The 20,997-nt window shown below is 44.0% G+C and carries 22 protein-coding genes and 2 pseudogenes; 19 read left to right on the top strand and 5 right to left on the bottom strand.

All coding sequences use genetic code 11. The annotated features are described in order from the left end of the window. Positions 1 to 157: 157 nt before the first annotated feature. The 7 genes from GKZ89_RS17935 to GKZ89_RS17965 all read left to right on the top strand — a co-directional run bounded on the left by GKZ89_RS17935 (position 158) and on the right by GKZ89_RS17965 (position 6,682). Entirely contained in the window at positions 158 to 712 is a 555-nt protein-coding gene (locus GKZ89_RS17935) for a hypothetical protein (RefSeq protein WP_155113779.1), read from the top strand. A gap of 576 nt (positions 713 to 1,288) precedes the next feature. Next, entirely contained in the window at positions 1,289 to 1,777 is a 489-nt protein-coding gene (locus tag GKZ89_RS17940; RefSeq protein WP_162357071.1) for a DinB family protein, read from the top strand. A 228-nt stretch (positions 1,778 to 2,005) separates the two neighbouring features. After that, positions 2,006 to 2,983: a proline dehydrogenase family protein gene (locus GKZ89_RS17945; RefSeq protein ID WP_241680318.1), complete on the top strand. Its 978-nt coding sequence runs from the start codon at positions 2,006 to 2,008 to the stop codon at positions 2,981 to 2,983. Between the two features lie 312 nt (positions 2,984 to 3,295). Continuing rightward, positions 3,296 to 4,573 (top strand): glycosyltransferase, encoded by a 1,278-nt coding sequence (locus GKZ89_RS17950; protein WP_155113780.1) that lies wholly within the window; start codon positions 3,296 to 3,298, stop codon positions 4,571 to 4,573. After that, positions 4,570 to 5,226, top strand: a complete 657-nt coding sequence (locus tag GKZ89_RS17955; protein WP_155113781.1) for a TetR/AcrR family transcriptional regulator — start codon at positions 4,570 to 4,572, stop codon at positions 5,224 to 5,226. Before GKZ89_RS17950 ends, GKZ89_RS17955 begins: the two co-directional genes overlap by 4 nt. A 3-nt stretch (positions 5,227 to 5,229) precedes the next feature. After that, entirely contained in the window at positions 5,230 to 6,495 is a 1,266-nt protein-coding gene (locus GKZ89_RS17960; protein ID WP_155113782.1) for an MFS transporter, read from the top strand. 1 nt (position 6,496) lies between these two features. Beyond that, positions 6,497 to 6,682 (top strand): hypothetical protein, encoded by a 186-nt coding sequence (locus GKZ89_RS17965; protein WP_155113783.1) that lies wholly within the window; start codon positions 6,497 to 6,499, stop codon positions 6,680 to 6,682. A 37-nt stretch (positions 6,683 to 6,719) separates the two neighbouring features. Here GKZ89_RS17965 and GKZ89_RS17970 read toward each other — a convergent pair whose 3' ends face one another. Continuing rightward, the gene (locus tag GKZ89_RS17970; RefSeq protein WP_155113784.1) at positions 6,720 to 6,905 is read right to left on the bottom strand and encodes a hypothetical protein; all 186 of its coding nucleotides are present in this window, start codon (positions 6,903 to 6,905) and stop codon (positions 6,720 to 6,722) included. A 249-nt stretch (positions 6,906 to 7,154) separates the two neighbouring features. Between GKZ89_RS17970 and GKZ89_RS17975 the strand changes: the two genes are divergently transcribed. From GKZ89_RS17975 to GKZ89_RS21315, 6 genes and pseudogenes are all read left to right on the top strand, one after another. Continuing rightward, positions 7,155 to 7,586: a DMT family transporter gene (locus GKZ89_RS17975; protein WP_155113785.1), complete on the top strand. Its 432-nt coding sequence runs from the start codon at positions 7,155 to 7,157 to the stop codon at positions 7,584 to 7,586. A gap of 15 nt (positions 7,587 to 7,601) precedes the next feature. Next, complete coding sequence (locus GKZ89_RS17980) at positions 7,602 to 8,075, top strand: DMT family transporter (RefSeq protein ID WP_155113786.1); 474 nt, start codon at positions 7,602 to 7,604, stop codon at positions 8,073 to 8,075. Further along, complete coding sequence (locus GKZ89_RS17985; protein ID WP_155113787.1) at positions 8,072 to 9,412, top strand: lysine N(6)-hydroxylase/L-ornithine N(5)-oxygenase family protein; 1,341 nt, start codon at positions 8,072 to 8,074, stop codon at positions 9,410 to 9,412. Before GKZ89_RS17980 ends, GKZ89_RS17985 begins: the two co-directional genes overlap by 4 nt. Continuing rightward, positions 9,396 to 9,800: a MerR family transcriptional regulator gene (locus GKZ89_RS17990; RefSeq protein ID WP_155113788.1), complete on the top strand. Its 405-nt coding sequence runs from the start codon at positions 9,396 to 9,398 to the stop codon at positions 9,798 to 9,800. The genes GKZ89_RS17985 and GKZ89_RS17990 overlap by 17 nt, the downstream gene beginning before the upstream one ends. Before the next feature lie 106 nt (positions 9,801 to 9,906). Next, complete coding sequence (locus GKZ89_RS17995) at positions 9,907 to 11,076, top strand: iron-containing alcohol dehydrogenase (RefSeq protein ID WP_155113789.1); 1,170 nt, start codon at positions 9,907 to 9,909, stop codon at positions 11,074 to 11,076. A gap of 86 nt (positions 11,077 to 11,162) precedes the next feature. Further along, positions 11,163 to 11,294: pseudogene (locus GKZ89_RS21315) on the top strand (alcohol dehydrogenase); the annotation flags it as partial. Between the two features lie 57 nt (positions 11,295 to 11,351). Here GKZ89_RS21315 and GKZ89_RS18005 read toward each other — a convergent pair. The 4 genes and pseudogenes from GKZ89_RS18005 to GKZ89_RS18020 all read right to left on the bottom strand — a co-directional run bounded on the left by GKZ89_RS18005 (position 11,352) and on the right by GKZ89_RS18020 (position 14,621). Then, positions 11,352 to 12,111: pseudogene (locus GKZ89_RS18005) on the bottom strand (DUF421 domain-containing protein). A 91-nt stretch (positions 12,112 to 12,202) separates the two neighbouring features. Then, positions 12,203 to 12,664, bottom strand: a complete 462-nt coding sequence (locus GKZ89_RS18010) for a heme-degrading domain-containing protein (RefSeq protein ID WP_155113790.1) — start codon at positions 12,662 to 12,664, stop codon at positions 12,203 to 12,205. A gap of 13 nt (positions 12,665 to 12,677) precedes the next feature. After that, positions 12,678 to 13,859 carry an MFS transporter gene (locus GKZ89_RS18015; protein WP_155113791.1) on the bottom strand — a complete coding sequence of 394 codons (1,182 nt, stop codon included), beginning with the start codon at positions 13,857 to 13,859 and terminating at the stop codon, positions 12,678 to 12,680. Between the two features lie 18 nt (positions 13,860 to 13,877). Next, positions 13,878 to 14,621: an IclR family transcriptional regulator gene (locus tag GKZ89_RS18020; protein ID WP_155113792.1), complete on the bottom strand. Its 744-nt coding sequence runs from the start codon at positions 14,619 to 14,621 to the stop codon at positions 13,878 to 13,880. Between the two features lie 374 nt (positions 14,622 to 14,995). On the opposite strand from GKZ89_RS18020, the gene GKZ89_RS18025 reads away from it, so the two are divergent. The 6 genes from GKZ89_RS18025 to GKZ89_RS18050 all read left to right on the top strand — a co-directional run bounded on the left by GKZ89_RS18025 (position 14,996) and on the right by GKZ89_RS18050 (position 20,688). Then, complete coding sequence (locus tag GKZ89_RS18025) at positions 14,996 to 16,447, top strand: alanine/glycine:cation symporter family protein (RefSeq protein WP_155113793.1); 1,452 nt, start codon at positions 14,996 to 14,998, stop codon at positions 16,445 to 16,447. Between the two features lie 179 nt (positions 16,448 to 16,626). Beyond that, positions 16,627 to 17,007 carry a DoxX family protein gene (locus GKZ89_RS18030; protein WP_155113794.1) on the top strand — a complete coding sequence of 127 codons (381 nt, stop codon included), beginning with the start codon at positions 16,627 to 16,629 and terminating at the stop codon, positions 17,005 to 17,007. A 67-nt stretch (positions 17,008 to 17,074) separates the two neighbouring features. Continuing rightward, positions 17,075 to 18,007, top strand: coding sequence for a ring-cleaving dioxygenase (locus GKZ89_RS18035; RefSeq protein WP_155113795.1), 933 nt, complete (start codon positions 17,075 to 17,077; stop codon positions 18,005 to 18,007). A 45-nt stretch (positions 18,008 to 18,052) separates the two neighbouring features. Next, positions 18,053 to 18,997, top strand: coding sequence for a ring-cleaving dioxygenase (locus tag GKZ89_RS18040; protein WP_155113796.1), 945 nt, complete (start codon positions 18,053 to 18,055; stop codon positions 18,995 to 18,997). Further along, positions 18,997 to 19,611 carry an alpha/beta hydrolase gene (locus GKZ89_RS18045; RefSeq protein ID WP_155113797.1) on the top strand — a complete coding sequence of 205 codons (615 nt, stop codon included), beginning with the start codon at positions 18,997 to 18,999 and terminating at the stop codon, positions 19,609 to 19,611. The genes GKZ89_RS18040 and GKZ89_RS18045 overlap by 1 nt, the downstream gene beginning before the upstream one ends. Positions 19,612 to 19,710: 99 nt before the next feature. Next, positions 19,711 to 20,688 (top strand): aldo/keto reductase, encoded by a 978-nt coding sequence (locus tag GKZ89_RS18050; protein WP_155113798.1) that lies wholly within the window; start codon positions 19,711 to 19,713, stop codon positions 20,686 to 20,688. Positions 20,689 to 20,997: the final 309 nt, after the last annotated feature.

The following is a 20,997-nucleotide window of genomic DNA, read 5'->3' on the forward strand; positions in this document are numbered from 1 at the left end:
AGCGGCGAGGAGGCTCACCGCCCGCCCCTGGATGAGCGAACGCCTGCAGCGGAAATCAACAACCAAGTTTAACAGAGGTAAATAATAAAAAAATAGTATAATTTCAATCATGAATAGACACTTTCAAAAGCTAAGTTTTTAGGGATAGAGGGGTAAAATGAAAAGATTACAAAACGCCGAAGATATTTCCCGGTTAAAGGATGCATTTCATAAAGTATTTATTAATTCAGACCCATTTGGTAATCCATTTCAAGAAACTCTTAGCAAAAAAGTGCTGATCTTCCCAACTGACGGGTACTATCTGGCCAAAAATCAGTTTGCTGCCCTTATGAAAACCATTGAACATTTTGAACAGGGAACATTTTTTGGGTCCGAATCGGAGGGTGATCGTTTTGACCTCTCGCAGGATTTTAACTCTGAGCTGGCACCGCAGCATTGGGTGATCGAGAGTCATATTGACTACGAAGACTATCAATCCATTCCTTTTGTGGTCGAGAATTCTCTTTATTCCATACACGGAGAATGGGGATTACAGGTATCTCATGAAGATCACGCAATTCTTGCCGGAAACTCAGAATTCATTGCCAGATTTAAAGAAGCCTATTCGGAATGGGAAGAGGATAAAGAAAAATTCTTTCAGCATTGGGCTGAAGTAAACAAAAATGGTTGTGCGGATATGAAATGGATTGATGATTTCAAAAAACAGTTTTAACTATTGAAAACCATTCTTTTATAATCAAAAAAGGAAGACAGAAACGCTGATTAGGAATACGTTTCTGTCTTTTTTTATGTGCTTTGCCACACTAGCTTATAAGGGAGTTTAATAAGCACGATTACTCCATTTTTCTAAAATCCACGATTAATCTGCCGGTTATTAAAACGAAAGATACGATAAGAACGGGATAATACGGAACGGGCATAGATAATTTATTAAGGATGAAAACCAATAAAAGACCAAGCACAAGGTTGATCAGGTGAACAGTTAACCGCGATTTAATGTGATTGGAAATGAAACCTGCAAGGATAACAAAAATCAGAAACAGAGAAGAAAACCATATCCAGTTCTTAAATGGCAAGAAGGCAATAAAGAGAAGGCAAACGATCAGTCCGATTACGAGACAATGCTTAGTTTTCAGAGGTAGACCTCCCTTAAAGTGAGCTGTCTGGTGTGCTCTTCATTGGAAAAGATACCCTTTTCGAATGACTCTTAATCTAGATGGAAAAGAAAGGAGAAGTACTCCTTTCATAGAAGTATAGATAGAGAAACGAGGAGAGGGAGAGGATAAAAGTGGATGTATTTGAAAAGCAATATGACTGGATCCGGCAGACAAGGGAAGTGTTGTTTACATACTGCGAATCGCTGGCGCCCTCTGATTATGTGAAAGAGCTTGAGAGCTTTGGCGGAGATTCGATCCGGAATCTTCATGCTCATGTAGCGGATTGCTACCGCACATGGCTGGCGATTATGACCCTTGGGAAACCGATTCCTCACGTTCAGCCAGAAAGGGTTCAAGACGTTCAGGACATGCGGAAGGTATTTGAGGAAACAGATGACGTGGTCCAAAATTTTTTAAATGAGTTCAAGGGGAAGTGGGATCAAGCCATTCATGTGGATTTTTCGGATGAAAACAGCGCCAAGACGAACCCGCTTTGGTTGGTTACCCATACGATGACCCATGAGTTCCATCATAAAGGACAGATTGTAAAGATCGGCAGGCAGCTCGGGTATGTGCCGCCTGATACGGATCTTCTTGATCCCCGGAGTGAAACGATGTAAATGCGTGGCAAACAGGCTTTTTTTTTGGCGGGAAAAAAGCCTCCTTTACACCTCTCGTAAAGGAGGCCTTTTTCATCTTGAAGTAAAGGCACGGTTCTCATGCTTCCGAAGCAGAAGAACCATCCCCTTTCATCCACAATTAAAATGACTCTGAAAGTTGCAGATGAAAACCTGGTAGGCAAATGATTTTCTCCATGTTATAATTTATGTTTTTCAAAAGAGAATGAAATGAAAGGAGCAGGTATGACCATGTTAACCCAAGAAGAAATAAAATTTTCCAACGCCCTAAAATCAGTAGCCAGAAATGAAGGGATAAAACAGTATATTCAGAACTCAGAAGAGCTTTATCCTTTATTCATGCGCGCTGCTAAGCGATTTGTATCAGGTGAAAAAAGGCCGGATGCAATGAAAAAGGCGAAGGAACTTATTGAAAAAGGCTACCTCGTTTCTCTGGAGTTTATAGGAGAAAATACAAAAACGGCGGATGAGTGCCAACTGGCAAAAGAAGAGTTTCTTTCTTTAATTCATGAACTGGGCGCTCACCGAATGAAGTCCACCATTTCCTTTGATTTATCTCATATTGGTATGGCCATTGACAGAAAACTAGGTTTGGAAAATTTGAAGGAAATGGCGCAAGCCGCTGAACAGTATGAGTTAAATCTAATGATCAGCATGGAAGAATCGGAAAAGACAGATCGTATTTTAGAAATTTATAAAGAAGCGGCATCCATATACAAGAATATTGGGATAACCTTACAGGTTCATTTAAAACGGTCACTGGACGACCTGACTGAATTGCTTAACTATCCAGGCAAAATCAGACTTGTAAAAGGTGCCTACCAGGAACCTGAAGAACTTGTGATCGGCCGTTCTGAGGAATTAACTGAACGCTATCTGAAATTCATTGAAAAAAGTGTTAAAGCGAATCATCCCATTTCGATCGCTACTCATGATGAAGGAATTCTGCAGCAAGTCCTGGAACGCGGCTATATTCATGACTCAAATGTGGAACTTGAGATGTTAGACGGGGTTAGACCTGACTTGATTAAGAAAGTAAAAGATCAAGGATACCATGCAAGAGTTTATGTAACCTACGGTACAGAGTGGTACTTATATCTGGCTCATCGTATCGCTGAATACCCTCCTAATATTTATACAGCTGTATCAGACATTATTGGATCCGAAACCAAAGTCTCCCCATATTAGATGGTAATCTTTGATCGGAGAGGCACAGCAGGTGCCTTGCTAAATATGAAAACAGCCTGAGATTCCAAATTTCAGGCTGTTTTGCTTATGCATCCTTTTCCCAAGTGTTGTCGTTTGAAAATTCCATAGTCACCCCCCTTGTTCTTCATTGGCTTTTACCCCTTAGGTAAGCGTTTCCTGTTCTTGATTCTGGAAGTTGAAATTTAAAACGACAACTATGTCACTTTTGTGTTGACATGTAAATAAAACAATTATATATTAAAAACGACAATAATGTCGTTTTTAATTCTGCTTATAGGAGGTTCCATATATATGTTAGTAACCATGCTTTCAACCGGAACAAGAGGAGATACGCAGCCTTTTATTGCGTTAGGTATAGAACTGAAAAAAATCGGATACCGTGTACGGATTGCAGCATCCGAATCATACCGGGATCTTGTCGAGGGATATGGATTTGAATATGCACCTATGCGCGGGGATGTGGCAAAAATTTTAGAAAGTGGAGTGGTAAAGGATGCCGATAGTCCTCTGAAATTCTTTACAAGCTTAAATTTTAAAAATGATGACCTGGTTTCACTAATGATTGGCGGCCAGGAGGATATGCATAAAGCGTGTGAAGGTGCAGATGCCATTGTATACCACCCCGGTGCAACCCTCGGGTACTTTGCAGCAAAAGAGATGGGCATTCCAAGCATTCTGGCATCTCCTTTTCCAATGACACCAACGAACGAATACCCGGCCATTATCTTTTATGACCGCCTGCGACTTGGCAAGGCCGTGAACAAATTGACTCATCATATCTTTGAAAAAGGTTTTTGGAAGATGGCAAATATGGGGGTAAAGAAATATTGGATTCAGAAATATGGGAAGCTCCCGGCTGGCTTTAAGAATCCCTATCCAAAACAGCGTACAGCTACCCATCCTACCATTACTTCACTAAGTTCCGGCGTTTTCCCGGTTCCGGCTGACTGGCCGGAGCATGTACACGCTTTTGGATACTGGTTTATTGAAGATCAATCCGACTATAAGCCTTCAAGAAAAGTGGAAGAGTTCTTAAAAGGCGGTGAGCCCCCTATCTATATTGGATTTGGGAGCGTAGGAGATAAGACAAATGCAGCAGAGGCAACCGATATGGTCGTAAAAGCGCTCAAAAGGAACGGGATGCGCGGAATCATCAATGCGGGCGGAGGAATGGAGGAGAGAGAAAGCACGAAAGATATTTTGTATGTAAAAAGTGTTCCTCATGAGTGGCTTTTTCCTCAGCTGTCTGCTGTTGTCCATCATGGGGGAGCGGGGACAACGGCAGCATCACTCCGTTCTGGCGTGCCGCAAGTAGTGATTCCGTTTGGAAACGATCAGTTTGCCTGGGGGAAGAGAATGGTCGAGCTGGGTGTAAGCGGCGGATCCATTCCGAGGAAAGAGTTATCGGCCGATAAACTTGCTGAAGCTATTACGATGACACAATCCGGTGTTATCCAGGATAAGGCGAAGGAATTGGGTGTTAAGGTAAGGGCAGAAAAAGGAGCCCTAAAGAGTGCAGAACTTATTCATAAAACCATTGAAAACTATTATAAAAAGGAAAGGGTTTGAATCCAGCTATGCCTAAAGTCAGCGAAAGCCATGCCCGATTAAAACGGAAGGAAATATTGGAAGCGGCCAGAAGAGTATGCATGCAAAAGTCTATATTTGAAGTGTCGATGAGAGACATTGTGATTGAGACCGGTATGAGCCAAGGAGGAGTGTATAAATATTTCTCCAATATTGATGAAGTGTTTGGGGCTTTACTGAATGAAGAAAGCTTAAACGATGAAGTGAAGGAGGAGGTTCACGCGTTATTTGCAGGCGGGGACGAGCCTTTGCAGAAGCTTGAAAAGATTCTGATGTACATCGGAGGATATATGCAGAGATCTTTGCTGGATAAGGGCCCGGTTTATTACAGTCTGATGGACCTTTACTCCAGAGATAAGGAACGATATGAGAAGGTCCAAGGCATCGTGAAAGACGTTTCGAACCTTCAATACCTTCATGAAAAATTCTGCTCTTTTTTGGAAGAGAAAATCAGGGATGAAGCATTTAAGCCTGTGATACCAAGGGAGGACATTATTTTGTTCATCGAGACGTATATGTCGGGCATGGTAAATCAGGTAAGCATCGGGAATAGGCCAAAACAGGAACTTTCAAGTGAAATTCAACAAAAGGTGAGGATTTTATTCGTGACTCTTAACCATGTGTTGGTGAATTAAGACATGAGAGGCTTTAACCGTGATTTTAAAATATTGGTGTTTGGTCAGATTATCTCTATTTTTGGTTCGTCGGTTTTACGGTTTGCTTTGTCTTTGTATGTGCTAGACTTAACGAATTCTGCAACGGTTTTTGGGACCATCATGGGCCTTTCCATCTTGCCAGCGATTGTTATTTCTCCAATCGGTGGAGCTATTGCCGATCGGTTCGATAAGAAAAAGATTATGGTCCTTTTAGACCTGTGCAGCAGTTTTCTCATTATTTTATTTGCCGTTTTTCTCCTTACCGGAAACGGTACCGTAGTCTCCATTGGGGTCCTTTTAATGGCTCTGACATTCATTAGCTCCATGTACCAGCCTGCCGTTCAGTCCAGTATACCGGTTATTGTCCAGAAGGAGCTGCTTTTGAAAAGCAACGGAATTGTTTCAGGAGTCGTATCACTGGCGAACTTTGCCGGTCCGATTGCAGGCAGTGTGCTGTACAGCGTGACGAGTATGAACGTGATCGTGATTGTCAGTGCCCTGCTCTTCTTTGCAGCAGCAATCATACAACTCTTTATGAAAATTCCGTCTGAAAAACGGGCAGAGGAGCCCTTTGTCAAAATGGTCACAGCGGATATTAAAGAGGGTATTTCCTATATCGTCCATGGAGATCGATTCATTCTAAAAAGCATCAGTATAGCATTCATTGTGAGTTTGTTTATCGCCCCTATGTTTTTTGTAGGATTGCCTTATATGATTAAAGTGCTTTTTAACATGCCGGATACCTATTTTGGGTTTACTCAATCTGGCATTTCTTTAAGTATTATTTTCTCGGCCATGGTCATAGGGCTTTTGAAAAATAAAATCCGTAATGACAACCTTTATCTATGGATTACAGGATGTGCAGCTGTCTATTTCGGGATGGCATTTGGGACCAGTCAGCTCGTTGAAAGTTCTTTTGTGAAATACCTAATCGTCAGTTTGAGTTCCATGCTTGTCATGTTTGCCTTGACCGTCGTTACTATTTACCTGAATACCATTATTCAGAAAAAGACACCCGGTAATATGCTTGGTAAAGTTATGTCCATACAAACCGCTGCAGCAACAACAGCCGTTCCCATCGGGCAAATCCTGTTTGGATTTTTAGTGGATCGATTCTCAAGTCAAATCAGTCTTTTGATTGCAGGTGTTGGAGTGTTGTCACTTCTTATCGGTTTAATGGTAAAGAGAGTGTACAGAGGTAAAACAGTTCAGGAGCCGTTTCCTGTAAAACGAATGGATGGAATATAAAATGATCTTAAAGGCCGCAAAAAAGATGTTCTTCTTATTGGGAACCATTTTACTAGTGCCCGCTGCAATCGGACTGGCAGCAGGGGGAGGATTTGTCTTCTTCTCTTTGCTCAACGGCTCGTCCCTTGATGCATCACTCAGGAAACTTGTGCATGTTCATGAGGTAACCAAGCCTTACCTGAAATAGTTGATCGTTCTCTTAGTCCTCCCATACCTGTTCAAGTTCAGGGAATTAAGAAAGCGTAATCTAAAAGGAATGAAGTAATTCTCAGCTTTTCCTTTGCCAGGCAAGAATGCCGGGCATATCCGGTTTCCCAGGCATCTTGCCAAATATCCCAATCTTCCATGGTATTTGTGATACTCTTGCCAGGAATCCTCATTGGGAAGGTGATGATTATCATCCTGTTCAAAAAAAAGCCTCCTTTACCACACCCGTAAAGGAGGCTTTTTTTTGAATGATACTCCGTCCGGCAGCTCCGACAACGATCTCTGGACATTTGGACGCAAACCCGGAAAATTTCAGGCATTTTAAAAGAATATGTAGAAACCTGCTTTAGTCGTTAGAGAAACTTCAATCATATCTCTTGCCTTAGAGTCGAGTCTAACCTATAAACTCTCAAAGTATGATCAAATACACACAAGAAAAGGAGGATACAGGTATGAGAAAGAGCATCTATTATGTCATTGCTCTTGCTGCCGGTATGGCATTGAGTATAGAGGGAGCGATTTACAGCGAATTAGGTAAAGTTATAGGCAAGTTTGAGAGCAGTTTTTATAACTTCTTTGCGGGGAGTATTATATTACTGATCATTGTCCTTTTCTTTGGAAAGGGACAAATGAATCAGGCTCTTAAAGTTCCTAAGTGGTATTTGCTGGGCGGGTTATTTTGTGTAATTTATTTATCAGTTCTCGTTTATGCCATTCCTAAGGTAGGAGTTGGCATAGCGATGATTTCTGCTGTGATCGGACAAATTTCAGCCAGTATGATGCTTGAGCACTACAAATGGCTTGGAAGTCCGCGCAAAAGAATGACAAAGAATCGAACCATCGCTTGCCTAAGCATGCTGCTTGCACTTTATTTTATTTATTAAAAAGGGAGGATAAAGATGAGTGTTGCAATGATTTTACTCGCCTTTGCAGGTGGTTATATTTTAAGTGCCCAGTCTTCTATTAATGGGAAAATGAGTCCCAGAATGGGAACTTTGGAAACGTCCTTACTCACATTTTTTACGGGAGCTTTATTTCTTTCAGTATGGCTTCTTTTCTTTGGCCAGGGGAATCTGCTGGGGATTTCAGAAGCTCCTAAATGGCAGCTCACAGGTGTTTTCTTCGGGATAGGATATTTATTTTTGACCATTATGACGGTTCCTAAAATAGGTGTGGCCGTAACGAATATCATTGCCATTATTGGTCAAATTGGTGCGGGGTTTATCATTGATCAATTTGGCTTGTTTGGAGCAGACTCTATTTCTTTCAGCTGGTCCAAAGGAATTGGTCTGGTGTTCATGCTGGTCGCGTTGATGTTCATTATGAAAGATGAATGGTCATTTGAAAACAAGATGGAGGCAGGTAAACAATGAAAATGTATGATGTGATCGGCATAGGACTTGGCCCTTCTAATTTAAGTTTGGCAGCACTTCTTGAAGAAAGTACCGGCTTACAGGCGTTATTTTTTGAAGAAAAGGAATCATTCACCTGGCATCCCGGGTTACTCTTGGAAGAAACCACTTTGCAAGTCCCGTTTATGGCTGATTTGGTAACGATGGCAAATCCAAGAAGCGAGTATACGTTTCTGAATTATTTAAAGGAGACAGGTAAGCTGTATTTGTTCTTCTCTTATAACGAATTCACTATTCCGAGAGCGGAATATAACCAGTATTTAACCTGGGCTGCGAACAAGCTTGGGAATATCAGATACAGTTCAAAGGCAGTGAATGTGGAACTCGATGAGAAAGGATACATTGTAACGGTTTTTAACGCGAAAACGAAAACATATATACAGTATTTTGCACATCATATTGTTATGGGTACAGGTCAGGTGCCAAATGTTCCTGTTCATGTAAACGATGAATGGAGAGACCGGGTTTTTCCGGCCTTGCGGTACGCATTTAAAAGAGAAGAATTATTGAACTTAAATCATATTACTGTGGTTGGTTCGGGACAAAGTGCTGCAGAGATTTTCTTTGATCTTATGGAACATCAAAACAGTCATTCTTTTACTGTGGAGTGGATCACCCGTTCTCCTGCATTAAGAGAATTGGAAACCACAAAATTCCGATTAGAAATGTTCACCCCTGCATATGTTCAATATTTTGAGGAATTGTCTTTTGAGAAACGAAAAGAAGGTCTGGCTTATTTTTATCAATTAAGGAACGGGATTAATCCTGAGACTTTGGACAAGATATACCGGAAACTGTATCATCGGTCCTTATCATCAAATTCGATACGTGCCAGCATTCGGCTTCATACAGAGTTGGAATCGATCGAACACGGATTTATTCTCAATCTAAAGCATCTTGAAGAAGAAAGAAGTTTGAGTACCCGGACAGATGCTGTTATTTTAGCAACAGGTCTAAAGCCGAACATTCCACACTGGTTTCATGAGAACTTCTCTCATCTAATTGAATGGGAAAGTGATCAGCATTATAAAGTAGGGAGGGATTATTCACTTTCTTTTAAAGAGCCAAATCCCCATCACTTTTTTATTCTTACAGGCCTTGACCAGTCACACGGCACAGCTTCTACAAACTTAAAGCTCTCTGTTTTCCGGAACCAGCTGATCATCAACAAGTTAGCGGGATATGAATTGTTTAAGATTGAAAGCACCACATCTTTCCAATCGTTTTCATCTGCTGTACAGGGAGACGATTCTTTTCAAAAAGACATGGAGGTAGTTAGAGATGTCTCTTACTATTAAAGAAGCCTCAGAGAAGGTAGGAATGAGTTCCCATACCATTCGTTTTTACGAGAAGCAGGGATTGCTGCCTTCATTAAAAAGAGATTCTGCAGGGTATCGGTTGTTCACTGATCATGATATTGAATGGCTGGATTTTATTTCGTGCCTCCGCAAAACAGATATACCCATAACCGAGCTGAAAAAGATTATGGATTTAACTGTAGAAGGCAATCACACCATTCAACAGAGAAAAAAAATTCTGCTAACACATAGAGAAGCGATGCTTGAAAAACAAAACGAGCTGGATCGGGCATTCCAGAAAATAGACAAGAAATTAAAGTATTTTAATGATTTAGAAAGCAGGTTGGATCAAACAGATGGAGATGCTTCATCTTTGTTTTGTGAATAAAATCGGACAAGCACAATGCTTGCTTTAGATTTGACTCTAAGGTGTAGGATGAAAAAGAAATTCAGCAGGAAAGCATGCTGAAAATAGAATAATGGAGGAACCAGGCATGGAAAATTTTCAATATGTAAACCCAACTAAATTGATTTTCGGAAGGAATCAGGTCAATGATTCACTTGCGGGAGAAGTTGAAGCATACGGCACCCGCGTGCTTTTAGTATATGGAGGAGGAAGCATTAAGAAAAACGGATTGTACGAGCTGGTATTGGAACAATTGAATCTGATAAGCAATGTTCAAATTGTTGAACTTTCAGGTGTTGAACCGAATCCAAGACTTTCTACTGTAAATAAGGGGATTCAGCTAATCAAAGAAAACCAGCTTGACTTTATACTGGCTGTGGGTGGAGGCAGTGTTATAGATTGTGCTAAAGCCATTTCTGTTGGAGCTCATTATGATGGAGACGTTTGGGATTTTGTAACAGGAAAAGCGGCTCCGTCCTCTTCTATTCCACTAGGGACCATTTTGACGATGGCGGCTACTGGGTCAGAGATGAATGGGAACTCTGTTATCACAAATTGGGATGAGAGAGACAAAAGAGCGTTCAGTTCCATTCACACTTATCCTAAATTTAGTATTCTTGATCCACAGAATACCTTTTCAATTCCGGCAGATCAAACTGTATACGGAATAGTGGACTTGATGTCCCACGTGCTGGAACAATATTTTCATGTTTCGGAAAATGCCCCTGTACAAGAGCGTTTCGGGGAATCCATATTAAAAACGACAATCGAAACAGCACCTAAACTTCTGGAAAGTCCTGAATCCTATGCATACCGTGAAGTCATCATGCTGAATGCCACTTTTGCTTTGAATAATATGTTATCAATGGGCGTTAAAACAGACTGGGCTACTCACATGATTGAACATGCGGTTTCCGCAGTTCATGATATTCCGCATGGCGGGGGGCTTGCAATCCTTTTCCCTCACTGGATGGAACTTGTTTCAGAAACCAAGCCTGAAAGAGTTGCTCAGCTTGGAATTAGAGTATTTGAACTTGACCCAGCCAATAAAAATACTCGTGAGCTGGCTTATGAAACCATTCAGAAATTAAAGGAATTCTGGAAAACAATCGGGGCGCCAACCAAACTATCAGACTATGGCATTGATAATAAAGAGATTGACCTCATGGTTAAACGATCCATTGTGAATAAGACGATCGGAAACTATGTTCCGCTGGGAGAAAATGAAGTAAGACAAATACTGGAGCGTGCTTTGTAAAAACATAGAATGAGTGAAAGGGGTTAACCAAAATAGTAAGGTTAACTCCTTTTTATGTTTCCTAACGGAAACAAAGAAGCGAAGACGATTTCCATGCAGAGCATGACATCGCCCCTGAGATTGAAGTCATCTCAGCCGATCAGATTGATGAAGCATACGAACGTATCCTTGCTTCTGAGGTGAAATACCGGTTTGTGATTGACACTAGCACGATATAACAGGCTTTAAATTTAAAAAAGAGCGTGAACCTTGCCCCGGTTCATGCTCTTTTTTTATCAAATAAAGGATGTTTTTTTCTTATTGGATATGATCCTTGTAAGGATCCACAGCGAGTGATCTTTTTGAACTTCTGCGTAAAAGATATCAGAAAGGTTCTGATACCCAAGGGAATTAATTTGCTGCCTCAGCCAGTTCTCATCTACCTGAAGATCCTTTAAATTCTGGGAGGATCTCCCCCTCCTGAATGACAGTTACCGGAATCGCGAACTGGTTTTGCGGAAGTGAAACTGGGCTGTCTCCTTTTGTGATGGGCTGATTTTTTTCCTTTTTCATCACAGACAAGGTGCCATCAGTTTCGAAAATGGCGTACTCTACTTCTGAAATTGAGAACGCATTTTTCTTCCTCAATAGAAGGTTCAAAGTATCCAGATCCAATCTTACTTTACGCAGCTCGGCATCCATAATTTTACCCTTGCGGATCACTACATGGGGTATGCCGTCGACTGCTTTTCTTAAGGTCTTTGACTTTAAAGTGATGACCCCCATTGCAACGGTGAAAACAGTCCACCCAATTAAGGCGATCAGTCCGTTTTGGATACTGATGGATGAATCAATGGCAAGGGACGCTCCCAACGTTCCAATCGCAATTGCAGATACAAAGTTGAAAAAAGTCATTTGTGAAATTTCTTTTCTTCCCATGATGCGGGTCAAGACCAGCAAGATAAGAAAGGTAAGGAGGAGTCTGAAAATAAGCTCAATAACCGGCATTTGTTCACCTCTGCTTCTAATAGATTCGGCAATAGGTAGTGTAACCATAAATGAACAGAATTAAAGTTTTCAGAAGGGAGGCTTGTCTGTAAACGGCTGGCTGAAAAAATAACAGAGCTTCCCTGACGGAAAGCTTGCTTTATTTCAGCCGCTCCAAGAAACGCGTTACTCCTTCCACTGCATATTGGTGGTCGAGCTCAGGAGTCAATCCGGCGACGGTTACACTTCCGATTACACCTGCTCCCTCAACGCGGATAGGCAAGGAACCTCCGATTGCCTGGTACTCAGCTGGGGAGAGCAATGAGTGTTCATCATGGTTCAGTCCGTTTTCTTCAAACCGCGCTGCGATATATTGCGTACTGCGGTTATAGTGATCCACCACTCTTTTCTTCCGGTATAGCCAATACACGTTTTCTTCTGAAGTTCCGTCCATCAAATGGGTAAATAATGGAACACGGTTTCTTTCAACATGTACTGCAATATTTACTCCGTTTTCTTTTGCAAGGCTGATCAATTCCATGCCGAGATTCAAGGCATCCTGGTTTGTGAAAGCTGAAAAAACCAATGTTTCCTCGAGTTGCTGAAGCTGTGCGGTATCCATTGTTCATTCTCCTTTAAAACAATTTTTGTTTGACATCAAGACGGTAATTGATGATTGATAGAATGAGAGCGGCCAGAACCATAGCGGCTCCAATCCAGGCCGTGTCCAGCAGATTCATATAGTCTACTGCGAGACCTCCGAGTGCTGAACCGGCTGCGATTCCAATATTAAAACCAGATATATTAAGAGCTGAGGCTAGATCTTTTGCACTGGGCACCAATTTTTCAGCCAGAGAAACGATATAAGCCTGTACACCGGGCGACATCATAAAGGCAAATAATCCGAGCGGGATCATGGAAAGATAGGCACTGTTTTTAAGCAGCACCATCTGAAGCAGAAGCGCAATTAGCTGGAAAAAAAAGACCCATCTTAAAGCTTTGACCGGATGCCTGTTGGCAATTTTTCCTCCAATGAGATTTCCCGCTGCTGTAGCAGCCCCGTAGATCAGAAGCATCCAGAAGATATTTTCTGGAGATATGCCGCTCACAGTTTCCAAAATAGGGGTTAAATAAGTGAATAGGGCAAACGTTCCTCCGAAACCTAAGGCGGTCATGAGCAAGGCAAGGATGATCCTCGGATTACCAATCAGTCTTCCAATATCTGAGATGGTCAGCTTGCTGGTATTCGCTTCAGTACGGTCAAGTGTAAGCCAATTGGAAATCAGCCCAATGATTCCAAGAACGGCAACGGCTAAAAAGGTGGCTCTCCAGCCAAACTCTTGTCCAATCAAAGTACCGAATGGCACTCCAAGGATCGTGGCAACCGTCAAGCCGGTAAACATAATGGAAATGGCCTGGGCCTGTCTGTTTTTCGGAACCATTTCAGACGCCACAGTCGCTGCAATCGCAAAAAAGACACCGTGAGCTACTGCCGTAATGATTCTTGAAACAAGCAAAAGACTGTACGATCCGGAAATGGCCGAAATAACATTTCCTGCAATAAACAGGACCAATAAGATGAGCAGCAATCCTTTTTTCGGAAGCCTGCTTGTCATAGCAGCAACAATCGGCGTGCCAATCGCAATCGCTGCTGCATATCCGGAAATAAGAGTCCCGGCCTTCGTGACAGGAATGGATAGATCAGACGCAACGGTCTGCAGCAATCCGACGATCACAAATTCAGTTGTGCCGATTGCAAAAGCACTTATGGCCAATGAGATGAGGGCAATAAGGCTCTTCGGTTGAATAGATGTCATAATAAAATCGTACCTCCTTTACTTTTTCTCCAGCTGGGCGGTAATCCTCCGGCAGCAGATGATTAACTCTTTGCTGATTGACTTGTCCAGCTTTTTAGGAAGACGCGAGACAGGTCCTGAAATTGCCGCGCTCGCCACGACATGCCCATGAATATAAATAGGAGCTGCGATACAGCGTACACCGATCTCCGTTTCTTCATCATCGACCGCATAGCCCTGTTCCTTGATGGCTTTGAGGTGGTATAGAAAGAGCTGCCGGTCATCAAATGTGTGGATGGTCGACTTCGAATAGGGAAGCTGGGTTAAAAAGTCTTTTTGGTGTTCAGGCTCCATAAAAGCAAGAATAGCTTTCCCGAGCGCACTCCCATGTGCAGGATCCCGGTCTCCGATACTCGTATGAGTTCTCATGGAATGAGTTCCATCTACTATTTGGGTAATGACTACATCTGCCCCGTCTAGAAGACCGATGTACATCGTTTCTCCCAGCTTTTTGCTCAGATCGTAAAGGGCAGGGACGGATATCCAATCAGCCATTGGATCAGGAGATTGTCGTGGAGCAGCTGTTTTGCCTGTTAGTCCAAAGCCATTCTGTCCCTTCTCGATGTAGCCCATCTTTTCCAATGTATAAAGAAGCCGGAACGTACTGGTTTTATTCCAGCGAAAGTGATCCATGATACCGGTAAGTGTCATTTCCTTCTCTTTCATAAGAAGATCAAGGATTTGCAGGCCTTTCTTTAAGGTGGCCACCTCATATTGATCCATAACCTCGCCTCCCTCTCACAAAATCATCTTAATAGTCTGCGGGAAACGATTCAAATTATGAATAGAAGTTTCTGTATGTGAAACTTTGTTTATGCAATTCGTAAAGATGAACGAATTGCATCTTTGATCGGCAAAGGATTTAAGGGAGATGCTGCTTTTTCACTCTGGGATTAATGAGAAAAACACACCGACACTTGTAGTAATGGAGGGAATTAGGAAAGAGTTTCAAAGGACTCTCCGTTGTAGGTGGAGTTCTTATTTTAGGAAACTAAATTTTTGTAAAGAAACCTTCCAACATGATTGTGCAAAATCTCTTATTAAACTATAATTAAAAGATAGAATTTTCAGAAATAAGAGAAAAAGGAGTGAGGTTCTTGGCGGATTTTGTTGCAGGTTTGAATGGCATCTTGTGGAGTACACCGGTGATATACATATTGCTTGGCGTAGGACTTTTATTTTCCATTATGACCCGGTTTCTGCAAGTGCGGCACATTAAAGATATGGTAATGCTGATGTTTAAAGGGAAGAGCTCGGAGGCTGGAGTTTCTTCGTTCCAGGCACTTTCGATCGCCTTATCCGGCCGTGTCGGAACAGGGAACATTGCCGGAGTCGCCACAGCTATTGCTTTTGGAGGACCAGGGGCCATATTCTGGATGTGGGCCATCGCTTTCATTGGGGCTTCCAGTGCCTTTATCGAATCCACCCTCGCCCAGATCTACAAAGTGAAGCATGAGGGACAGTATCGGGGCGGACCGGCGTATTACATAGAAAAAGGGATCGGATGGAAATGGTTTGCGGTGGTTTTTGCTGTCGCTGCCATTCTAGCGATGGCTGTTCTGATGCCGGGAGTGCAGGCGAACTCGATTGCGCTCGGAATGGAGAATGCATTTAACATTCCTCCAGTTGTTACTGCCTTTGGGATTGTCATTTTATTGGGGGTCATTATTTTTGGCGGAACAAAAAGGATCGCCCGCACAGCTCAGCTGATCGTTCCTTTTATGGCTCTAGGGTACATCCTTGTATCTGTCGTGATTGTTCTTATGAATATTGCTGAACTGCCAGGTGTAATCAGCCTGATTTTCAGAAGTGCCTTCGGTGCGGATTCCGCGTTTGGAGGTCTGATTGGAATGGCGGTTGCCTGGGGAGTAAAGCGTGGAATTTACTCCAACGAAGCTGGACAGGGTACAGGACCGCATCCGGCAGCGGCTGCTGAAGTTTCCCATCCTGCCAAGCAAGGCCTGGTGCAGGCATTCTCCGTGTACATTGATACACTGTTCGTTTGTTCGGCCACTGCCTTCATGATTTTGTTCACCGGCATGTACAATACGGTGGCTGAAGACGGAACGTCCATTGTTACCAATTTAGAGGGAGTTGAAGCGGGTCCGGGCTATACGCAGGCGGCAATAGACAGTGTCATCCCGGGCTTCGGAGCCGGATTTGTCGCTATCGCACTTTTCTTCTTCGCCTTTACAACGATCATGGCCTATTACTATATTGCCGAAACGAATGTAACGTATCTTTTTAAGAAAAACAGCAAATGGGTATCTTTTGTATTGAAGTTTGTCATTATGGGAGCGTCCTTCTATGGAGCCGTAAAAACTGCAAAACTTGCCTGGGCCCTTGGTGACGCAGGACTCGGCATCATGGTCTGGCTGAACGTCATCGCGATTTTGCTGCTGGCCAAGCCGGCACTGCTTGCTCTAAAGGATTACGAAAGGCAGAAAAAGCAGGGGCTCGATCCTGTATTTGATCCGAAAGCGTTAGGGATCAAGAACGCGGACTACTGGGAATCAGAACGGACCTCTGAAAAAGAGAGGATTTCTTAAAAAGCAGCAGATACAGTAAGAAAGGAGAAGCCGGGAACGCAGGATGCGCATTCCCGGCTTTTTAACTGTTTTGGCAGCTGAAATATCTCGAATTCGAAATAAATGATTGACGCAAGGCTGGTGATGTATTATCTTTAAATCAAGATATATGAATTAAAACTAATCAGGAGGGAATCAAAATGGATATTGCACTTTTTATTTTACGTCTTGTAATGGGAATCACGTTTCTTGGTTATGGAAGCCAAAAATTATTTGGATGGTTTGGAGGCTACGGTTTAACGGGTACTGGGCAATGGATGGAGTCGCTCGGATTGAAACCCGGGAAGATTGCCGCTTTTGGAGCAGGTGCGTCAGAAATCATTGGAGGACTTCTGCTTCTTTTGGGAGTATGGACCGGAGTTGGCGCGGCACTGATTATTTTAACGATGATTGTCGCGATTGCAACTGTCCATGGGAAAAACGGGTACTGGAATGGCAAGGGCGGCTTTGAATACAATTTGCTGATTATCGCAGCAGCTCTTGTTCTCGCATTAGCAGGGCCAGGATCAATTTCCTTATAAAGAGTCAAGTTGGCCTTATATCTCGAATTCGAGATAAAATAGAAGTTTTTTCAGAAAGGAGAATAAAATGAAAACTTCAGGAATTCACCACATCACTGCGATTGTCGGCCATCCTCAAGTGAATGTTGATTTTTATGCCGGAGTATTAGGCTTGCGCCTCGTTAAGCAAACCGTTAATTTTGATGACCCGGGAACCTATCATCTGTATTTTGGAAACGAGGGTGGAAAGCCGGGAACGATCATCACGTTCTTCCCGTGGGCAGGCGCTCGCCAGGGAAGCATTGGGGACGGCCAGGTGGGAGTAACGTCGTACGTTGTTCCCCTGGGTGCTATGGCATTTTGGGAAAACAGGCTTGAAACCTTTAATGTTTCTTATATAAAAACTGAGCGCTTCGGTGAACAGTATCTGGAATTTGATGATCCGCACGGACTTCATCTGGAGATTGTTGAAAGGGAAGAAGGCGACGCCAATCCATGGAGTTTTGGCGGGGTAACCCCGGACGATGCGATCAAAGGCTTTGGAGGTGCGACACTCTTATCCGTAAACCCTGCCCAGACAGCCGAACTGCTGGAAAAGGTGATGGGACTGGAGTTCGTCGGACGCGAAGGCGATTTTGTACGGTACCGTTCCAGCGGAGAGATTGGCAATATCATCGACATTAAATTAACTCCAATCGGGCGGGGCCGGATGGGTGTCGGGACCGTCCATCATCTTGCATGGCGGGCAAATGACGATCAGGATCAATTGGACTGGCAAAAGCATGTGGCAGCCCATGGATTTGGAGTGACCCCGGTTCAGGACCGCAATTATTTCAATGCCATCTACTTTAGGGAGCACGGTGAGATTCTGTTTGAGATCGCGACCGATCCCCCGGGATTCGCTCACGATGAATCACTGGAAACGATGGGGGAACGTTTGATGCTGCCTGCACAGTACGAGCCGCACAGAGATCAGATTGTAAGGGATTTACTGCCGTTTCATGTTAGGGAACTTGGCTGAAAGTGTTAAAATGACAGTATCGGACTGGAAAAAGGAGTGGGGAAGTTGCTGAAGACGGCCGGAATTCATCATCTAACTGCCATGGTGAACGATGCACAGCGGACGATTGATTTTTATGCAGGTGTACTCGGGTTAAGGCTTGTTAAAAAGACGATCAACTTTGACCGTCCCGAAGTGTACCATCTTTATTTCGGGAACGAACAGGGACAGCCCGGCACGATCATTACGTTTTTCCCCTGGGAGAAGCAGCTCAAGGGGCGCATCGGAACGGGGCAGGCCGGTGTGATCAGCTTTGCTGTTCCGAAGGGCTCCTTTCTGTTCTGGGAAAACCGGCTGCGAAAATATGGAATCCGTTACTCCTCTTCAAAACGCTTTGGAGAAACCTCCCTGCAATTGAATGACCCCGACGGTCTCAAGCTTGAGCTGACAGAGCGTGAAGAAGGCCCGGTGAACCATTGGGGGTTCGGTGAAGTGAAAGCTGACCATGCGGTTAAAGGGTTTGGAGGAGTTACCCTGTTTTCAGCAAAACCCCATAAAACGGCTGAAGTTCTGGAAGACATGCTCGGACTGGAGTGTAAGGGAGATGAAGAAGGATTCCTCCGCTTTAAATCAGCCGCAAGTCTTGGCAATACAATCGACATTAAGCTGACTCCATCCGTCCGGGGGCTTATGGGAGCCGGAACGATTCACCATGTGGCATGGAGAGCCGCAGATGAAGAAGTGCAGGAACGATGGAGAACATTGCTGCTGCAAAAAGAATACAATCCGACAGAGATCAAGGACCGCAGCTATTTCAAAGCTCTTTACTTCCATGAGGAAGGCGGCATTCTCTTTGAAATTGCGACTGATCCGCCAGGCTTCACAGCAGATGAACCCGCAGATGAACTCGGTGAAAATCTTATGCTGCCTTCCTGGCTTGAACCGAAACGGGAAGAATTAGAACGGACCCTGCCGCCGGTTAAGGCCAGGGTTTTGGAGGAGGATTTGTAATGAAACATGTATTCAATAAGGGCCGGGACCCGGAAAAACCGGTACTGCTGCTGCTTCACGGCACGGGCGGAAATGAACTGGACCTGCTGCCTCTTGCCGGCATCATTGATGACGGGGCTTCCGTACTTAGTGTGCGCGGGAATGTATTGGAAAATGGAATGCCGAGATTTTTCAGGAGATTAGCGGAAGGCGTTTTTGATGAGGAGGACTTGGTCTTCCGGACGAACGAACTGAACGCTTTTCTGGATGAAGCAGCTGAAAAATACGGCTTTGAGCGGAACAACATAGTAGCCGTTGGTTATTCAAACGGCGCCAATATTGCAGCGAGCCTGCTGTTCCATTTCCGCAATGCGCTAAAAGGTGCGATCCTCCACCATCCGATGGTGCCAAGGAGAGGAATTGAACTCCCGGATCTAGCAGAAGTGCCCGTCTTCATCGCTGCCGGAACGAACGACCCAATTTGTTCACCGGAAGAGTCAACAGAACTGCAATCCTTATTGGAAAACGCCGGTGCCCGGGCAACGGTGCACTGGGAGAACCAAGGCCACCAATTAACAGGGCAGGAAGCGGCCGCAGCAGCAGAGTGGTATCAAAAGGTGATCTTTAAGCAGTAAAAAAAGAGGCTTCCCATTGGAAGCCTCTTTATTATGCCGTTTAGCTGGACAGGAATTAGGAAATGGAAAGGATAGAATGGAAAACAGGAGGTTAACACAATGACGTTCATTAAGGGAAAACTCGGCCTCGGCACCGCCCCGCTCGGGAATATGTTCAGGGATGTGCCGGAAGAAGAAGCGATGGAAACGATCAAGACCGCATGGGATCAGGGAATCCGCTATTATGACACGGCTCCGTTTTATGGAGCAGGGCTTGCGGAATTGCGGCTCGGCAAGTTTCTATCCGAAAAAAACCGGGATGACTTTTTCTTAAGCACAAAAGTCGGCCGTGTGATCGAGAACGAAACAGAAGAAAAGGAAGGCATGTTTGAACACGGCCGCAAAAATAAAATCACGACCGATTACAGTGAGGACGCGACACTTCGTTCCATTGAGCAGAGTCTCGAGCGCCTGCAGACAGACCGGCTGGATTTTGTGTACGTTCATGATGTGTCTCCCGACTTCCTTGGAGACGAATGGATTTCCCAATTCGCGGCGGCAAGGACGGGAGCATTCCGAGTCCTGACCCGCCTCCGTGAAGAAGGGGTGATTAAATCGTGGGGGCTCGGCGTCAACCGGACCGAGCCGATTGAGCTTGCGATGGAGCTCGAGGAAACAAGGCCCGATCTCTGTCTTCAAGCGACCCGCTATACGCTGCTCAATCATGACCACGCCCTGCTGAAGCTCATGCCAAGGGCATTGGAGCAAGGGGTGAACATCGTCATCGGAGCACCTTACAGCTCAGGTGTACTGGTCGGCGGTGAGCATTATGATTACGGGGATGCACCGGATGAAATCGTCTCTAAAAGCCAGAACCTGAATCAGCTTGCCGAAAAGCACGGGGTAAGCATGAAAGCAGCGGCCCTGCAATTTACCATGGCTCATCCTGCGGTTGCAGCGGTTATCCCGGGCACCACACGACCTGAGCATGTGAAGGAAGATACGGCAGCTGCCAAAGAACAGATTCCGGCCGCATTCTGGCAGGAAATAAGGGAGAAAGAATTGGTCTCCCCGGCTGCACCGCTGCCGGTTGAGTGAACTGCGATACGGATTTAAAAAAGAGGCTTTCCTTAGGGGGAAGCCTCTTTTTGCTGCGGTGAGCTAAGGAATTTAAAGGGCAAGTGATTGAATAAATAAGCTAGATGATCGAATTCAGGTCAGGTGTTGGAATAAATGGAGTAGGTGATCGAATTCTAGACTCAGGTGATGGAATAAATAGATCAGGTGATTGAATTCCCGGCTCAGGTGATTGAATAAATAAGCTAGATGATCGAATTCAGGTCAGGTGATGGAAAAAATCCAGTAGGTGATCGAATTCTAGGCTCAGGTGATGGAATAAATAGATCA

The organism is Metabacillus mangrovi, from assembly GCF_009711125.1.
Classification (GTDB): Bacteria; Bacillota; Bacilli; order Bacillales; family Bacillaceae; genus Metabacillus_B; species Metabacillus_B mangrovi.

Bases quoted from the DNA above. Each gene is read 5' to 3' on its own strand.
- GKZ89_RS17960 (WP_155113782.1), top strand. From the start codon at position 5,230: ATGAGAGGCTTTAACCGTGATTTTAAAATATTGGTGTTTGGTCAGATT.
- GKZ89_RS17980 (WP_155113786.1), top strand. From the start codon at position 7,602: ATGAGTGTTGCAATGATTTTACTCGCCTTTGCAGGTGGTTATATTTTA.
- GKZ89_RS18050 (WP_155113798.1), top strand. From the start codon at position 19,711: ATGACGTTCATTAAGGGAAAACTCGGCCTCGGCACCGCCCCGCTCGGG.
- GKZ89_RS18020 (WP_155113792.1), bottom strand. From the start codon at position 14,621: ATGGATCAATATGAGGTGGCCACCTTAAAGAAAGGCCTGCAAATCCTT.
- GKZ89_RS18015 (WP_155113791.1), bottom strand. From the start codon at position 13,859: ATGACATCTATTCAACCGAAGAGCCTTATTGCCCTCATCTCATTGGCC.
- GKZ89_RS18010 (WP_155113790.1), bottom strand. From the start codon at position 12,664: ATGGATACCGCACAGCTTCAGCAACTCGAGGAAACATTGGTTTTTTCA.
- GKZ89_RS17950 (WP_155113780.1), top strand. From the start codon at position 3,296: ATGTTAGTAACCATGCTTTCAACCGGAACAAGAGGAGATACGCAGCCT.
- GKZ89_RS17985 (WP_155113787.1), top strand. From the start codon at position 8,072: ATGAAAATGTATGATGTGATCGGCATAGGACTTGGCCCTTCTAATTTA.
- GKZ89_RS17945 (WP_241680318.1), top strand. From the start codon at position 2,006: ATGAAAGGAGCAGGTATGACCATGTTAACCCAAGAAGAAATAAAATTT.
- GKZ89_RS18045 (WP_155113797.1), top strand. From the start codon at position 18,997: ATGAAACATGTATTCAATAAGGGCCGGGACCCGGAAAAACCGGTACTG.
- GKZ89_RS17965 (WP_155113783.1), top strand. From the start codon at position 6,497: ATGATCTTAAAGGCCGCAAAAAAGATGTTCTTCTTATTGGGAACCATT.
- GKZ89_RS17990 (WP_155113788.1), top strand. From the start codon at position 9,396: ATGTCTCTTACTATTAAAGAAGCCTCAGAGAAGGTAGGAATGAGTTCC.
- GKZ89_RS17935 (WP_155113779.1), top strand. From the start codon at position 158: ATGAAAAGATTACAAAACGCCGAAGATATTTCCCGGTTAAAGGATGCA.
- GKZ89_RS18030 (WP_155113794.1), top strand. From the start codon at position 16,627: ATGGATATTGCACTTTTTATTTTACGTCTTGTAATGGGAATCACGTTT.
- GKZ89_RS17975 (WP_155113785.1), top strand. From the start codon at position 7,155: ATGAGAAAGAGCATCTATTATGTCATTGCTCTTGCTGCCGGTATGGCA.
- GKZ89_RS18035 (WP_155113795.1), top strand. From the start codon at position 17,075: ATGAAAACTTCAGGAATTCACCACATCACTGCGATTGTCGGCCATCCT.
- GKZ89_RS17995 (WP_155113789.1), top strand. From the start codon at position 9,907: ATGGAAAATTTTCAATATGTAAACCCAACTAAATTGATTTTCGGAAGG.